The 14,847-nt window shown below is 70.8% G+C and carries 13 protein-coding genes and 3 riboswitches; of the genes, 6 read left to right on the forward strand and 7 right to left on the reverse strand.

Annotation, left to right across the window (positions count from 1 at the left end):
* Nucleotides 1-4 precede the first annotated feature (4 nt).
* Nucleotides 5-1,693, forward strand: a complete 1,689-nt coding sequence (locus ACFFIO_RS13865; protein WP_378042671.1) for a cation:proton antiporter — start codon at nucleotides 5-7, stop codon at nucleotides 1,691-1,693.
* Nucleotides 1,694-1,749: 56 nt separating this feature from the next.
* On the opposite strand, the gene ACFFIO_RS13870 is transcribed toward ACFFIO_RS13865, so the two are convergent.
* The 6 genes from ACFFIO_RS13870 to ACFFIO_RS13895 form a co-directional block, all read right to left on the reverse strand.
* The gene (locus ACFFIO_RS13870; protein ID WP_378042672.1) at nucleotides 1,750-2,526 is read right to left on the reverse strand and encodes a GNAT family N-acetyltransferase; all 777 of its coding nucleotides are present in this window, start codon (nucleotides 2,524-2,526) and stop codon (nucleotides 1,750-1,752) included.
* Between the two features lie 21 nt (nucleotides 2,527-2,547).
* On the reverse strand, nucleotides 2,548-4,203 hold the full coding sequence (locus ACFFIO_RS13875) for a sodium:solute symporter family protein (protein WP_378042674.1): 1,656 nt from the start codon (nucleotides 4,201-4,203) through the stop codon (nucleotides 2,548-2,550).
* Complete coding sequence (locus tag ACFFIO_RS13880) at nucleotides 4,200-4,904, reverse strand: OsmC family protein (protein ID WP_378042676.1); 705 nt, start codon at nucleotides 4,902-4,904, stop codon at nucleotides 4,200-4,202. Before ACFFIO_RS13880 ends, ACFFIO_RS13875 begins: the two co-directional genes overlap by 4 nt.
* Before the next feature lie 46 nt (nucleotides 4,905-4,950).
* Complete coding sequence (locus tag ACFFIO_RS13885; RefSeq protein ID WP_378042677.1) at nucleotides 4,951-5,868, reverse strand: ABC transporter permease; 918 nt, start codon at nucleotides 5,866-5,868, stop codon at nucleotides 4,951-4,953.
* Nucleotides 5,865-6,878, reverse strand: coding sequence for an aliphatic sulfonate ABC transporter substrate-binding protein (locus tag ACFFIO_RS13890; RefSeq protein WP_378042679.1), 1,014 nt, complete (start codon nucleotides 6,876-6,878; stop codon nucleotides 5,865-5,867). Before ACFFIO_RS13890 ends, ACFFIO_RS13885 begins: the two co-directional genes overlap by 4 nt.
* An 88-nt stretch (nucleotides 6,879-6,966) precedes the next feature.
* Complete coding sequence (locus tag ACFFIO_RS13895; protein WP_378042681.1) at nucleotides 6,967-7,809, reverse strand: ABC transporter ATP-binding protein; 843 nt, start codon at nucleotides 7,807-7,809, stop codon at nucleotides 6,967-6,969.
* A gap of 10 nt (nucleotides 7,810-7,819) precedes the next feature.
* Nucleotides 7,820-7,915, reverse strand: a riboswitch (SAM riboswitch).
* Nucleotides 7,916-8,118: 203 nt separating this feature from the next.
* A riboswitch (SAM riboswitch) is annotated at nucleotides 8,119-8,211 on the forward strand.
* A 7-nt stretch (nucleotides 8,212-8,218) separates the two neighbouring features.
* Between ACFFIO_RS13895 and ACFFIO_RS13900 the strand changes: the two genes are divergently transcribed.
* The 4 genes from ACFFIO_RS13900 (at nucleotide 8,219) to ACFFIO_RS13915 (ending at nucleotide 12,809) form a co-directional block, all read left to right on the forward strand.
* Nucleotides 8,219-9,559 carry an acyl-CoA dehydrogenase family protein gene (locus tag ACFFIO_RS13900; protein ID WP_378042683.1) on the forward strand — a complete coding sequence of 447 codons (1,341 nt, stop codon included), beginning with the start codon at nucleotides 8,219-8,221 and terminating at the stop codon, nucleotides 9,557-9,559.
* Between the two features lie 197 nt (nucleotides 9,560-9,756).
* Nucleotides 9,757-10,353: an ECF RNA polymerase sigma factor SigK gene (gene sigK / locus ACFFIO_RS13905; RefSeq protein WP_378042685.1), complete on the forward strand. Its 597-nt coding sequence runs from the start codon at nucleotides 9,757-9,759 to the stop codon at nucleotides 10,351-10,353.
* The gene (locus ACFFIO_RS13910; protein ID WP_378042687.1) at nucleotides 10,350-11,183 is read left to right on the forward strand and encodes an anti-sigma factor; all 834 of its coding nucleotides are present in this window, start codon (nucleotides 10,350-10,352) and stop codon (nucleotides 11,181-11,183) included. The genes sigK and ACFFIO_RS13910 overlap by 4 nt, the downstream gene beginning before the upstream one ends.
* Nucleotides 11,184-11,249: 66 nt before the next feature.
* Nucleotides 11,250-11,341, forward strand: a riboswitch (SAM riboswitch).
* A 64-nt stretch (nucleotides 11,342-11,405) separates the two neighbouring features.
* Entirely contained in the window at nucleotides 11,406-12,809 is a 1,404-nt protein-coding gene (locus ACFFIO_RS13915; RefSeq protein ID WP_378042741.1) for an LLM class flavin-dependent oxidoreductase, read from the forward strand.
* Nucleotides 12,810-12,930: 121 nt separating this feature from the next.
* Here ACFFIO_RS13915 and ACFFIO_RS13920 read toward each other — a convergent pair whose 3' ends face one another.
* Entirely contained in the window at nucleotides 12,931-13,473 is a 543-nt protein-coding gene (locus ACFFIO_RS13920) for a hypothetical protein (protein ID WP_378042689.1), read from the reverse strand.
* A 204-nt stretch (nucleotides 13,474-13,677) separates the two neighbouring features.
* On the opposite strand from ACFFIO_RS13920, the gene ACFFIO_RS13925 reads away from it, so the two are divergent.
* On the forward strand, nucleotides 13,678-14,775 hold the full coding sequence (locus ACFFIO_RS13925) for a winged helix DNA-binding domain-containing protein (protein WP_378042691.1): 1,098 nt from the start codon (nucleotides 13,678-13,680) through the stop codon (nucleotides 14,773-14,775).
* Nucleotides 14,776-14,847: the final 72 nt, after the last annotated feature.

Consider the following 14,847-nt stretch of genomic DNA (forward strand, 5'->3'; position numbering starts at 1 on the left):
CCCCTTGGAAGAATTCGCACTGCTGGCCGTGGCCGGCATCCTGATCATCGTCCTCGTGTCACTCTTCGCGCCGAAGCTGGGCGTGGCCGCACCCATCCTGCTGGTCATCGTCGGCATCGCCTGCAGCCTGATCCCCGGCGCGCCCAGGATCCTGCTGGAGCCGGAGTGGATCCTCATGATCGCGCTGCCGCCGATCCTCTACTCGGCCGCAGTCAACGTCCCCATCACGGATTTCCGCCGGGACCTTGAGACGATCAGCGCCCTGTCCGTCCTGCTAGTGATCGCCTCCGCCTTCGCCACCGGGTGGTTGATCTGGTGGGTGCTGCCGGACATCGGCTTCGCCGCCGCGGTGGCACTGGGGGCCGTGATCAGCCCGCCGGACGCCGTGGCCGCCACGTCCATCGGCAAGAAGCTGGGGCTGCCGCCGAGGCTGGTGATGATCCTCGAGGGGGAGGGGCTAGTCAATGACGCCACGGCACTCGTCATGCTCCGCACCGCCATTGCCGCCACCGCCGGCAGCATCACGTTCTGGGGCGCCATCGGCGACTTCGTCTACGCGGTCATCGCGGGGGTGGCGGTCGGGCTGCTGGTGGGTGCCCTCACGGTGTGGGCCCGGTCCCGGATCCGCCAGCAGCCCGTGCTCACCACCGCGATCTCGCTGACCGTGCCGTTCCTGGCCTACATGCCGGCGGAGAACCTGCACGCCTCGGGCGTCATCGCCGTGGTGGCGGCCGGGCTGATCACCGGGCATCAGGCGCCCAAACGCTTCAGTGCCGTGGACCGCATCACCGACCGCACCAACTGGCGGACCATCCAGTTGCTGCTGGAGAACGGCGTGTTCCTGCTGATGGGCTTCGAGATCACCTCCATCGTCGCGGACGCCGAGTCCTCCGACCGGGGACTGTGGATGGCCGTCGCCCTCGCGGCCGCCTGCACCGTGATGCTCTTCGTGGTCCGCATCCTGTTCGTGGTCCCGCTGATCGCCCGCCTCCGGGCCCGTCAGCGCCGGATCCCCGGCGTTGCCGAGCAGCTGGACGCGGCCCTGGAAGCCGTCGCCGAGGGCGATCAGGACGCCAATCCACGCCGCGCGGCGCGGCTGCAGCGGTGGCGTGCGGACGCACAGTTCCAAGCCACCCACAGCCTCGGGTGGCGCGGTGGTGCCGTGCTGGCCTGGTCCGGGATGCGCGGGGCCGTCACCCTGGCGGCGGCCCAGTCGCTGCCCTCGGACATCCCCTACCGGGCCGAGCTGATCCTGATCGCCTTCACCGTCGCCATCATCACCCTGGTGGTCCAGGGCGGCACGCTGCCCCTGCTGATCCGCGTCCTCGGCATCAAGGGCACCAACGAGGAGGCCGAGGGCCGCGAGGTCACCCGCCTGGCCGAGGAGATCATCGCCGCCCGCGAGGCCTTCCTGGACAACCAGGCACTGCGGCGGGAGAACGGCAGACCCTTCGCCCCCGAGGTGCTGGAGCGGACCCGGAGCCGGGGCCTGGCCGCCACGGAGGCGTTGGCCGCCATGGTCAATGACGACGATCCGGACGGTCACGCCCAGCAGCACCGCGAATTGCGCCGCCAGCTCGTGGACGTGGAACAGTCCGTCCTGCTCGACGCGCGGGCCGGCGGCACCTACTCCTCGCACACCCTCCAGCGGGCGCAGCATTTCATCGACGCGGAGTCCACCCGGATGCAGTAGCCCCGCGGCGGTGCGGGGCCAGGGTCAGGGACACCGGCAGAGGTCCTGCGGTCGGCTCACGGGCGGTGGGCCACCGGGGCGCGGCCCAGCTCCTCGACGGTCAGCATCCGGACGCCCTCTGGATGGCCAGCGGCCTCCAGCACGGAGCCGACGGGATACCGCTCCGGATCGGTCCCAGCCATGAACTCCTTCAGGGCTGCGGCCAGTCCCGCCTCCGGCAGCAGCCGCTGCCCGCGGACGAAGCGCTCCGGCGCGGCCAGGACCAGCAGGAGCATGCCGTAGACGGCGTCCTGCGTCTCGTCGACCGGCGGCTGGAAGTAGGGCACGTCCAGGATCTGTCCACCGAGCCGGGCATAGAACCGCAGCCGTGCCGCCGGGTCCCCGTGCACGGGGTGGGCCTGATGATGGTCGGGGTGCTCCACCTCGGCGAGCACCACCGAGACCTCCGCGTCCGCGGTGATGCCGGCCAGCAGCCCGGACAGCAGCGCCGTGCCCACGCCCCGCCCGCGCTGGTCGGCACGAATGGCCACATAGCTCAGCAGCACGGCCGGGGAGTCGGCGAAGGTCGCGATGATGGCCACGGCCACGGGGTCCGACGCCTCGCCGACCACGCGCACCGTGGCCGAGCCCCGGGCGACGTCCTCGAGCAGCTCCTCCACCGAGACCAATTCACGGGGCGGGAAGTTCGGGACCAGCAGGCGCTCATGCACCCGCGCCACGGCGGCAGGGTCCGTGACGGTGTTGGTGGGCGTGTCGGTGACCGGAGCGCCAACGGGCTCAGTCGGGATCAGGTCGTTCACGGGGTCCTCCTGGCGTGCGGTGGTGATGACCACGGTAGGCGAGGATTCCGCCGGTCAGGAAGCCGGCTCTGAGCGGGACGGGACGGCCTCATCCACGGGGTCCGGGCCGGCGTCGGGCGCCGGTGTGCCCTCGGTCAGCAGGACCACCGCCACGAAGACCGTGATCATGGCCGCGAGCATGGCCAGGCCCACCAGCCCGAACTGCACCAGCCAGGGCCACAATGCCGCAGCGGCCACCACGATCAGCCCGGCCGCGATGATCGCGGTGACCCCGCGCTGGCGCTCCCGGCCGGGCGCCACCAGCCGCCACCGCGACTGCGCCAGGGAGACGAGCACCATGCCCAGCAGGTTGGCGGTCATGCCCACCCAGACCGGGTGCATGCCCAGAAAGAAGTCGGTGGCGTGGAAGCCGGAGGCCGCGTACCAGCTCATGCCCACGCCGAACCCGGCCAGCATGGCCGTCAGCGCAGCGGACCGGGTGGCCAGCGGCCAGAAGAACGCGGCGAGCACCGGCGCCAGGGTGGCCCCGTTGCGCAGGGTCCAGGCCATCACGTTCCACCACGCCGACTCCTCGGTGCGCAGCAGGGCGAAGACCACCATGACCACGGTCAGCCCGACCAGGGCCACGCGGGTGTAGCGGACCAGCTGCCGCTCCGAGGCCGCCGGGTTCAGCGCCGATCCGAGGTCCCTCCCCAGCGAGGTGGCCCCGGAGAACTGGCAGGGTCCGGCCCAGCCGAGCGCGCAGGCCCACAGCCCCACGAAGAAGATCCCCGCCGCCCAGGGCGGCACCACGCTCGCGATGTACTCGGGGATGGCCACGAGCGGCAAGGCCTCGCCCGGCTGCACCAGGGCGGCGGCCACGCCGATGACCACGCCCAGCAGGATCAACGGGATGCCGAGGACGGCGGCTCGGTACAGGCCCCGCTGGCCGTCCTCCGGGGTGCGTGCGGACATGGACATCTGGAAGGCCGCCTGGGCCAGGGGCACGTTGATGATGAAGGTGCCGAACCAGGCCACGATCAGGGACACCCCGGCGTTGGAGAGGTCGAGCATCTCGGGCGCCTCGGCGGCGCGGGCCACGAGCCCGTCTGCGCCGCCGAAGCCCGGGTTGGCGAGCAGCACCCAGACGCCGACGAGGAACATCAGCCCGATCATGATGACGTTCATGGTCTGGCTGAAGCCGACCGAGCGCATCCCGCCGCCGGAGAGGAACACCAGCAGGACCACGGCGGTGGCGGCCACAGACAGCGGCAGGGACAGGTCCGTCACCACGTGCAAGGCGGAGGCGAACGCGATGGTGGTGGCCACGGAGTACATGGGGAACGTCAGCCCGGTGATGACCGAGCCGATGGCCTTCGCGGCACGGCCGAAGCGGTCCCCGATGATGCCGGTCACCGTCACCACGAGCTTCTCCCGCAGCGGTTTGACCAGCAGCAGCGCGATCAACAGGATCTGCACGGTCTCCGCCACGCCGTACCAGACGGCGGAGATCCCGGTCCGGTAGCTCAGCTCCACGATCGCGATGTAGGAGGAGCCGGAGAACAGCCCGGTGATGCAGAAGGCCACAGTCCACGGACCGAAGGAGCGCCCACCCACGAAGAATCCGCCCTTGCCGGTCTCCTGGCGCCGGACCATGATCCGGCCGCCGACCACGAGCAAGGCGGTGTAGACGAGGGCGAGCGCCACGGTCCAGAGTCCGGCGGCGGTCACGCGCGGGTCCCGTCCGTGACGGTCCCGACGCCGGCCTCCGTCCCGGCTGCACCACCAGCCTCCGGTGCCCGGCCGGCGTCGGCGTTCTCGCAGGTGAACACTGGCTCCGGGGCGTCCACGGGGCCGATCCGCGGCTGGTAGCCGAGGGCCCGGTTGCAGGCGGCCTCGGCATCATGGTCCACGGTCCGCCCGGCGAAGGTCCAGGCCACGGTCAGGCCCGCGCCCGCGTCCCGCAGCAGGTTCACGGCCGGGCAGGAATGCTCGACGGCGGCCGCGAAGTCCCGCAGGGCCGTGGCGTCCGTCTCGGGGGTGCCGATGGCCAGCTGCAGCCGGTAGCGGTGGAAGTACGGCTGGACGTCCGCGGTGCCGGCCAGGCCGCGGCGGTCCTGCCGGGCGAGCGAATAGGTGTTGATCCCGGTCAGCTCCAGGCCGCGCCGGGCAGCCACCTGCTCCGCGGTCACGGTGATGCAGGCATCCACCGCCCCGGCGAGAAACTCCATGGGGGTGGGGCCCTCGTTGCGGCCGCCCACCGCCTCGGGCTCGTCCACCGTGAACTCGAACTCGCGGACGCTCACCCGCGTCTGCTGCTGCCCCGTCCACGTTCCGGCGGCGCGGAGGGTCTTCGACTCGGAGTCGAGGGGCGTCTCGCTGAATCGGGAGGGTGTTCGGGACGGTTCTTGGAAAAGCTCAGAAGAGGACACGGCCGTCATTGTAGGACCCTCAGGCGAACATCAACTTGCGAGGAGCTCAGGACCAGCGGCGGATCGCCCGCTGCTCCACGAGGCCGAGGATCGCGTCCGTGATCTTGCCGATGACGGCCAACAGGATGATCGTCAGGATCAGACGGTCGGTGCGGCCATTGTTCTGCGAATCCGTGAGCAGGAAGCCCAACCCCATGGAGGAGGCGATGAGCTCCGCGGCCACGAGGAACAGCCATGCCTGGGCCAGCGCGAGCCGCAGCCCGGAGAACACGGAGGGCACCACGGCGGGCAACTGTATGGTGCGTAGCAGGCGCAGCCCGTGGTAGCCGAAGGCGCGGCCGGCCTCCACGAGGTGCGGGTCCACGTGCTTCAGTGCCGCATACACGTTCGTGAAGATTGGGAAGAACGCGCCGATCACGATCAATGTCACCTTCGAGTCCTCGCCGATGCCCATCCAGAGGATCAGCAGTGGCACCCACGCCAGCGACGGCACCGCGCGAATCGCTCCGATCAGGGGCGCGAGTAGGGCGTCGGCCCAGGTGGACAGGCCCAGGATGGAGCCGATGAGCAGGCCGAGGACCCCGCCCATTACGAAGCCCAGCAGGACGCGCTGCACCGAGATGGCGATGTGGTGCCACAAGGACCCGTCGGCAGCCAGGTCGATCCCCGCGCTGACCACCGAGGCCGGCGAGGGCAACTGCACCGGGGAGAACAGCCCGGCGGCGGTCGCCGCCCACCAGGCGATGACCAGCACCACCGGGATGAGAAGCCCGACGACGGCCCGGCCGGCCGGGGTGCCCAGGGCCCCGCGGGTGCCCGGGCCGGTGGCGGAACCACCGCCGTTCCGGGGGCCTGGGCCTGAGCCCGGGCCGGCCGGCGTCGCGCCCGGGTTGCGGCGCCCTGCCGCCTCATCAGCTTGATGCGATGCCGGGGTCAGGTGTCCGGGGGAGACGTGGGAGATCACCGGGTGGCCTCTTCGGCGAACGAGGGCTCGAGCATCTCGGCCAGGGCCTGATCCACGTTCTCCTGGCTGGCCACGTCACCGGTCTCCACCAGGATCGGGCCGACGACTTCGAGGACATCCAGTTGCGCCTGGCCGGGCACCGGGTCCACGTCCAGGTTGGAGCGCTCCTCGATGACGGTGGTGGCCACATCCTGCTCGAGGCCGGCCACCTCGGCGAGGATGGCCGCGGTCTCCTCGGGGTTCTCGAGGGCCCATTCGCGGGCCTGCTCGTAGACGTCCACCACGGTCTGGGCCAGCTCGGGGGATTCCTCGAGGAAGGACTCCGTGGCGTTGAGGAAGCCGTAGGTGTTGAAGTCGACGTTGCGGTAGAACAGTTCGGCTCCCTCGGCCTCGGCCCCGGCCATGATCGGGTCCAGCCCGGACCAGGCGTCCACAGACCCGTTGTTCAGGGCGGCGTTGCCGTCCGCATGCTGGAGGTTCTGCACCGTGACGTCGGCCTCGTCCACGCCGGCCTCGCCGAGGGCCTGGATGAGGAAGAAGTAGGGGTCGGTGCCCTTGGTGGCCGCCACGTTCTTACCGACCAGGTCCGTGACCTCGGTGATGTCCGAATCGGCGGTGGTGACCAGTGCGGCCCACTCCGGCTGGGAGTAGAGGCTGATGGTCTTGATCGGGGTGCCGTTGGCGCGGCTGAGCAGGGCGGCGGAGCCGGCCGTGGAGCCCACATCGATGGCCTCGGCACGCAGGGCCTCGTTGGCCTTGTTAGAGCCGGCGGACTGGATCCAGTTCACGGTGACGCCCTCGTCCGAGAGTTCCTCCTCGAGCCAGCCCTTCTCCTTGATGACCAGGGAGAGCGGGTTGTAGGTGGCGTAGTCGATGTTCAGCTCGCCGCCTTCGCCGCCGCCTCCAGCTTCGGCGGCCTCACCACCGGATCCCTCGCCGGCCACGCAACCGGTGAGCGCGAGGGCCGTGATGGCGAGGGCGGCGGCGGAGCGGGTGATGCGTGAGCGCATGGTGGTGCCTTTCGAGGGGTGCGGTGCGTCCCGAGCCGGGAGGGTGGTGGCGCGGGGCGATCGGTCGGGTACGGAGAATCGGGGCCGGCTAGCGGCGGTGGGCGTCCACGCCGAGGCCGCCGAGCAGCTCGGTTCGGAGGCGGGCCAGTTCGGCCGAGCCGCGGTCCCGGGGTCGTTCGCCGGGCACGTTGACCACGGTGCGGGTGGTAGCTCCGGTGCCGGCGCCCTGAGTGGGGTCCAAGCCGAGCAGCAGGATCCGGTCGGCCAGCTGGAGCGCCTCGTCCACGTCATGGGTGACGAGCAGGACGGTGGTGGCGGTCTTGGCATGGACGTCCAGCAACAGGTCCTGCATCTTCAACCGCGTCAGGGCGTCGAGCGCGCCGAACGGCTCATCCAGCAGGAGGACGCCGGGCCGACGGGCCAGGGCCCGGGCCAGCGAGGTCCGCTGGGCCATGCCGCCGGAGACCTCCCGGGGCCGCAGGCTGGCGTGCTCGGCCAGGCCCACCAGTTCCAGCAGCCGGTCGACGCTCTCGCGGCCCTCGGCCCGTCCCATGCCCGGGGGCAGTCCCAGGGACACGTTCTGGTGGAGGGTGCGCCAGGGCATGAGGCGGGGTTCCTGGAATCCGACGGCGGTGCGGGAGTCATAGGGGCGGACGGCGGACCCGCCGACCAGGATCTGCCCGGTGCTGCCGCTGTCCAGGCCGCCCACGGCGCGCAGCAGGGTGGACTTGCCACAACCGGAGGCACCGAGGATGGCCAGGACCTCGCCCGGCTTAACGGAGAGGTTGATGTCCCGCAACACGGTGCGTGCGCCGTCGATGGCGGGGAAGGACCGGCCGACGTCGCGGAACTCCACCGCGAGGCTGGTGGTCTGGGCCGGCGGCGCCGTGAGGACGCTGGAACCGGGCAGGGACTCGGCAAGGGCAGTCACGGTGAATCACGCTCCATCGGTTCTGGCATGAGCACCTTCCCGGAGGTCATACGGGAGGTTGCTGCGGCGTCACGGAGCCAGATCTCTCGGCCGCTCTGGATGGTTATCAGTGCTCCAGTGTGACGAGTGATGGAAGAATTCGCCGAAACGCCAGGTCATCTCCCGTCTCATGAGCGGGGTTTAACCTCGCGGAACCGATTTTCTGCGCTGAACCGGCCGAAGATGACGCCGTGTGACGCTCTGCATTCCTGGGTTTCCTGGGGCCGTGCATTTGACAGTGGAGGGCAGATCCCGGCTTGATGGAGGGGACCACCATCCAGAGCGGCCGAGAGATCTGGCTCGTCGACGCCGCAGCAACCCGCCCGTCAGGGGCCAGGGTGCTACCGCCAGGACCGATGGAGCCTTTCTCATGACGAGTACGTTGCCGTCCCGCTACACCGCCCTGTCCGCCCGCTTCGCCCCGGCCTTCGCCGAGGTGGGGCAGGGGGAGCTGCCCCGGGAGGCCGGCCGCCACCTGCCCTTCGCGGCCTTCGAACAACTCCGCGAGCAGGGTCTGGGCGCCGTCAGCGTCCCGGAATCCGCCGGGGGAGCGGGGGCGAGCCAGGAGGACGCCTTCCGGCTGCTGATGGATCTCGCCGCCGTGGACGCCAACACCGCCCACCTGGTGCGCAGCCACCTCAGCTTCGTCCAGCACCTGCTGGCCCAGCCCGACCGCACCGTCCGCGACCGCTGGCTGCGGCGCGTGGCCGAGGGAGAGGTGGCCGGCAGCGCCCTGTCCGAGGGCCGCGACGCACCGCTCGGCGGGCTCGGGACCACCGTGGCCCCGGACGAGGCGGGGCAGTTGCTGATCAGCGGCAGCAAGTACTACACCACTGGCAGCATCTTCTCCACGTGGGCCTTGGCGAGCGTCCGGCTGGACCCCAGCGTGTCCCGCGCTGTCCGGCGCAAGGTCCTGCCCCGCCCCACCGGATCCCAGCGTGCCAGATTCCAGGACACGACGCCGGCCGCCGGCTCGGGCGGCCGGGGCGGCCCCCAGCGGGCCGACGTCGCGCTCGCCGTGGTGCGGGTGCGGCAACCGCGGATCACGGTGAAGGACGATTGGGACGGCTTCGGCCAGCGACTCACCGGGACGGGGACCATGGAGTTCCACGGGGCCGGCGTCGAGGAGCTGCTGGCGCTGCCGCCGGCCGACGGGCCGGTCCCGCTGCACCACGAGTCCACCCTGATGGCGTTGCTGGCTGGCATCGGACGGGCCGCGCTGCGCGACGGCGTGGAGCAGACCCGGCGGCGGAGACGCTCGCCGAACACCGGGGGCGGACTGACCCCGCGCGAGGACGACCAGCTGCTGGGGATCATCGGCGAGCTCTCCGCCCAGCAGGCCACCGCCGAGGAGCTCGTGCGCGCCGCCGGGCGGGACCTGGATGCGGCACTGGCACTCGCCGCCGTCGGGCTGGAGCAGCCGGAAGGCGACGGCGCCGCGGACGAGGCGATGCACCGCGCCGCCCTGACGGCCCACCGGGCTCATGTGATGGTGCCGAAGCTGGTGCTGGACACGTGCACGCGGATCTTCGACACGCTCGGTGCCTCCGCCACCAGCACGGACCTGCAGCTGGACCGGCACTGGCGCAACGCCCGGACCATCGCCAGCCACGATCCGGCCGTGTTCATGGCCCGGATGGTGGGCGATTGGGAGGTCAACGGGACGCGCACCGTGCCCTACCTCCAGACCGGCACCACCGACGAGGCCTGAAGCCGACCCATCCGCAGGGCCGTCGGCTCCGAACACCAGACAGCACCCGGCGGTCGAGCAGGCCACCGGACCGACCACCACCGGACCAACACCGGGCCAGCACAGGAGGAGCCATGCGGATGAAGAGACCACCCATATTGAGCGACGCCCCTGACAGGTAAGCCGATCCTGGCCCCTTGCCCGGTTAGGGTGGATCCATGACGAGCACTGCAGGCACCGGACCCGGCCGCAGTGCCGCGCGCGAGCGGAACGCCCACCTGGTGGGCCTGCTCCAGCGCAGTGCCACTGGAGACCAGGAGGCCTTTGCCGCGTTCTATGATGCCGTGGCCCCCTCGGCCTACGGCCTGGCGCGGAAGATCGTGCGTGACGCCGACCTCGCGGCCGACGTCACGCAGGAGGCCCTCGTGGACGTGTGGCGCTCCGCCGAGCGCTTCAACCCTGACCGCGGATCCGTGGTCGGGTGGGTCTGCTCGATCACCCACCGCCGGGCCGTCGACCTGATCCGTTCCACCCAGTCCGGCCGGGACCGGGAGGAACGGGCCGGAGTGGCCGGGTTCGAGCGGGACCGGGACGACGTTTCCGAGGCCGTGGAGTCGGCGGAGGACCGGGAGCGCGTGACGGAATGCCTCGGCACGCTGACCGGCCTGGAGTACGAGGCCGTGACGCAGGCCTACTACGGCGGGCTGACCTACCGGCAGGTCGCTGAACGACTCGGGGCCAAACTGGCCACCGTGAAATCCCGGATGCGCAGTGCGCTCCAACGACTACAGGACTGTTTGGGGGTGGGAGCATGACGAACGGAAACGAGAACGAGATCAAGAACGAGTTCGACGCGGAGTTGCTCGCCGCCTGGGCCCTGGACGCCGTGGACGAGGACGATCGCCGCGCCATCGAGCAGCAGCTCGGCTCAGACCCTGAGCTCCGTGCCCGGGCCGATGCCCTCAACAGCACCGTTGCCCGCCTGGCGGTGAGCACACCGGCCGAGCCTCCCGCCGACCTGCGGGACCGTGTCCTCTCGGCCGTGGCCGGGACCGGTCAGGACGCGCGGCCTGCCGCGGACGGCGACGCCTCGCCCGCAGCGGGATCCGGCACTACCGGCTCCGGCGTCGGCACCGAGCGAGCCGGCGTCGCCGATCTGGACGGCCACCGTGCCCGACGCCGGCCGACCGCGCGCCGCTGGTGGGTGGGGGCGGTCTCGGCCGCCGCGGCCGCCGCCGTCGCCGTGGCCGTGGTGGTGAGTCAGCCGTGGGCGCCCACGGGCGGCGTGACCGAGGGCGACCAGCTCACGGCGATCGAGCAGATCCTGCAGGTGGACGGGGCCGAACGGCTGGAGTCCCCGGTGACCGGCGGCGGTGAGGTCGAGGTGGCCCGCGCCCCGTCCGGTGAGACCGTGCTGGCCGCGCGGGGCCTGCCGGCTCCCGCCGAGGGCCGCGACTACCAGATGTGGACCATCCAGGGCGAGGCGGCGCCCCAGCCGGCCGGGTTGCTGGAGGTCCAGGATGGCCTCGCCCTCGTGCGGATGCAGGACGTTCCGGCGGACGCGGCGCTCGCCGTCACCGTGGAACCGGCCGGCGGGTCCGAGGCACCGACCACGGATCCGATCGTGGTCCTCGCCTCGAGCTGACACGCCGGGTGACTCCGCGTGAACCCCGGTTGGGGTCGCGACCGAAGGTGTGGTGGAATCGATGGGTACCCATCCAGAGCGGCTGAGAGATCTGGCTCGATGACGCCGCAGCAACCACCGGGCAACCGGACAGGTGCTACCGCCAGGACCGATGGAAGGAGCACCACCGTGTCTGTCCCCAGCAACGAGAACGCCCATGGATCGAACGATCTCCCGGAGGGCGTGCCCACCACCGCCACCGGCAAGCGCGAGATCCTCTTCAATGCCTTCGACATGAACTGCGTGGCCCACCAGTCACCGGGCCTGTGGCGCCACCCCGAGGACCGCGCCCGCGACTACAACACCCTGGGCTACTGGACCGGATTGGCCCAGACCCTGGAACGGGGCCTGTTCGACGGCCTGTTCATCGCCGACGTGCTCGGGCCCTATGACGTCTACGGGGCCTCGGACGAGGCCACGCTCAAGGCCGGCACCCAGGTCCCGGTCAACGACCCGATGCTCGTGGTCCCGCCGATGGCGGCCGTCACGAAGAACCTGACCTTCGGGGTCACCGCCGGCACCGCCTACGAGCACCCCTACCCGTTCGCCCGCCGCCTGGCCACCCTGGACCACCTGACCGAGGGCCGCGTGGGCTGGAACGTGGTGACCGGCTACCTGCCCTCCGCCGCCATCAACATGGGCCAGGAAGACCAGATGGAGCACGACGAGCGGTACAACCACGCCGACGAATACCTCGATGTGGTGTACAAGCTCCTCGAGAGCTCCTGGGAGGACGACGCGGTCGTCAACGACAAGGAGTCCGGGGTCTTCATCGACCCGTCCAAGGTCCACCGGATCGAACACGAGGGCACCTACTTCAAGACCCCCGGCATCGCCTTCACCGAGCCCAGCCCGCAGCGCACCCCGGTGATCTACCAGGCCGGCGCCTCCACCCGCGGCCGGGCCTTCGCCGGCAAGCACGCCGAGGCCGTGTTCATCAACTCGCCCACGGATGACCTGATCAAGGGCACCACCGCGAAGATCCGCCAGGCGTTGGTCGAGGCCGGGCGCGATCCCTACGACGTCCGCGTGATGTCCATGCAGACCATCGTCACCGGCGCCACCGACGAGGAGGCCCAGGCCAAGTACCAAGACCTGCTGCAGTACATCGACGTGGAGGGTGGCCTCGTGCTGATGTCCGGCTGGATGGGCATCAACCTGGCCGAGTTCGAGCTCGACGAGCCGATTGGGGACGTGAAGTCCAACGCGATCCAGTCCGCCGTGGAGACCTTCAAGAAGGCCTCCGGCGACGACTCGATCGAGTGGACCGTCCGCAAGCTCGCGGAGTGGTGCGGCGTGGGCGGCTTCGGCCCGGTCATCATCGGTTCCGGTGAGACTGTGGCCCGGGAACTGGCGCGAATCCAGGACGAGACCGACGTGGACGGCTTCAACCTCGCCTACCACATCACCCCGGGCACCTTCGAGGATGTCGTCGAGTATGTGGTCCCGGAGCTGCAGCAGCTCGGTCGCTACAAGACCGAGTACGCCGAGGGCACCATGCGCCACAAACTCTTCGGGCGTGGCGACCACCTGCCGCAGAACCACTACGGCTCCGGGTTCGCACTGCGGAACCGCGCGCACGCCTGAGGCTGCGGGCCGGCGTCGGGCCGATTGTCAGCCCGGGACCGTGGCGGCAACCGGGTATGCAGGAACCCCGGCCCCCTGAAGCGGGGACCGGGGTTCCGGTGCGTGGTGGGACGGTGCCGGATCAGTAGCGTCCGGGTCCGCCGCCCTCGGTCTCGAGGGACTGGGACGGATCGGAGACCACGTCTCCGGAGGCGTCCTTGACGTTGGTGTTCCCGCTCGAGGCATTCGCATCGGAGCCGGTCGCCGGGGTGTCGGAATCCTTGGTGACGGACTGGTCACCGGAGGCGTGCTTGCCGGCGGACTTGTCTGCGGCATCGGAGGCCTTGTCCGCCAGCCCCTGGGCGGCGTTGGCCCCCTTCTCGGTGGCCGAGTGGGCGGCGGCGTTGGCCTTGTCCGCCTTCTCCGCCAGGTTCGGCGCCTTGTCCTTCAGGGCGTCCGTGGCCTTGTCCGCCAGGCCAGCCGCCTTGTCCGCCATCACGGGGGCCTGGTCCTTGACGGCACTGGTGGCCTTCTGGGTGGCCTTCTGCACCTGGTCCTGGGTCTTCGGGTCGTTCCAGAAGCTCTGCGCGTTCTTGGCGAACTTGTCGAGGTTCTTTCGTCCTTCGCGACTGCCCAGGAGATATCCGAGGGCCGCGCCGATGCCGAGGGTGATCAATCGTTTCATGTCGTCTCCTTTGTGGCGTCTGCCCGTGGCGGGGTGACCGCTCGGGTATGTCCCGAGTCTTCACCGCGGGCGGAGCCAGGTCAATCGGTGCACAGCCGGGCACCGGGGGATTCACAGCCTTTCCTCAGGCATGGTGCCGACAACAGCGGCAGTCGGCGCAGTCCTAGGGCTCCGTGGCACACTGTCCCCAGCGAAGGAGGGGGCATGCTGATTCTCAGCTCCGAACAGGTGGCGCGGATGCGGTTGATCTCCCAGGGGCTGATCGATCCGCTGCCCACTGCCGCCGAGGCGGCGCGATGGCTGACGTGCACCCAGGGCCAGGACTACCCGGGCTCCACCGTGTCCCTGGCCCTGCGCAGCGTGGACCGCTCCACCGCAGCGGTCCGCGAGGTCTACGATGCGGGGAGCATCGTCCGGTCCTGGCCGATGCGCGGCACCCTGTTCGCCGTGGCGGCCGAGGACCTCGGCTGGATCCTGGACCTCACTGCGGGCCAGACGTTGAAGGCGAGCGAACGGCGCCGCCGGGAGCTCGGTCTGGACGCGGACGTGCTCGACCGGGCCGAGTCAGCCGCCCTTCAAGCCCTGGCAGGTCCGGGACTGACCCGTTCGGAGCTCCTGGACCGGTTCACCCAGGAGGGCTTGTCAGTGGATGAGGGACGCGGGTACCACCTGATCTTCTTCCTCGCCCTGCGCGGGGTGCTGTGTTTCGGCCCCACCGAGGGGCGGGAACAACGCATCGTCCTGGCCACGGAGTGGATCGCCTCCGGTCAAGCCTCTGGTCGAATGCGTGGCCGGACGCCAGGCCGGAAGCCGGGCCGGGAGGACGGCGTCCGCGAACTGCTGCTGCGTTACCTGCGCTCCCACGGCCCGGCCACCGTGGAGGACTTCTGCTGGTGGTCCAAGATCGGCAAGACCCAGGCCCGGGCTGCACTGGCGGACCTTCAGCCGGACCTGCTGCCCGCGGACGTGGACGGGCGGAAGCACTGGATGGTCCCGGACCTGCCGGACCGGCACGCAGAGCGGGCCCGGGCCACCGCCGCGCCGGTCCTGCTGCCCGGGTTCGATGAGATCGTCCTCGGCTACCAGGACCGTTCCGCGGTGCTGACGAGGGATGAGGAGACGCTCGTGGTCCCCGGACGCAATGGGGTGTTCAAGGGCACGGTGCTGCATCGCGGCCACGCCGTGGGGACCTGGAAGAGGTCCACCCGGCGCGGCCAGCCTGTCGAGGTCACGGCGTTCGGAGAGCTGCCCGGCCCGGTGGCCAGGGCGGTCCCCCGTCTCAGCGCCGCGCTGCCGGCCTGACGCCGTCGGGCACCGGTCGGCACCGGTCAGGACGACCGGTCGGACACCGCGGGCCCCGGCCGGAAGAACCGG

It is taken from the genome of Citricoccus parietis (assembly GCF_042433045.1).
In the GTDB taxonomy this organism is placed as follows: Bacteria; Actinomycetota; Actinomycetes; order Actinomycetales; family Micrococcaceae; genus Citricoccus; species Citricoccus parietis.

Bases quoted from the DNA above. Each gene is read 5' to 3' on its own strand.
- ACFFIO_RS13890 (WP_378042679.1), bottom strand. From the start codon at position 6,878: ATGCGCTCACGCATCACCCGCTCCGCCGCCGCCCTCGCCATCACGGCC.
- ACFFIO_RS13910 (WP_378042687.1), top strand. From the start codon at position 10,350: ATGACGAACGGAAACGAGAACGAGATCAAGAACGAGTTCGACGCGGAG.
- ACFFIO_RS13920 (WP_378042689.1), bottom strand. From the start codon at position 13,473: ATGAAACGATTGATCACCCTCGGCATCGGCGCGGCCCTCGGATATCTC.
- sigK (WP_378042685.1), top strand. From the start codon at position 9,757: ATGACGAGCACTGCAGGCACCGGACCCGGCCGCAGTGCCGCGCGCGAG.
- ACFFIO_RS13925 (WP_378042691.1), top strand. From the start codon at position 13,678: ATGCTGATTCTCAGCTCCGAACAGGTGGCGCGGATGCGGTTGATCTCC.
- ACFFIO_RS13900 (WP_378042683.1), top strand. From the start codon at position 8,219: ATGACGAGTACGTTGCCGTCCCGCTACACCGCCCTGTCCGCCCGCTTC.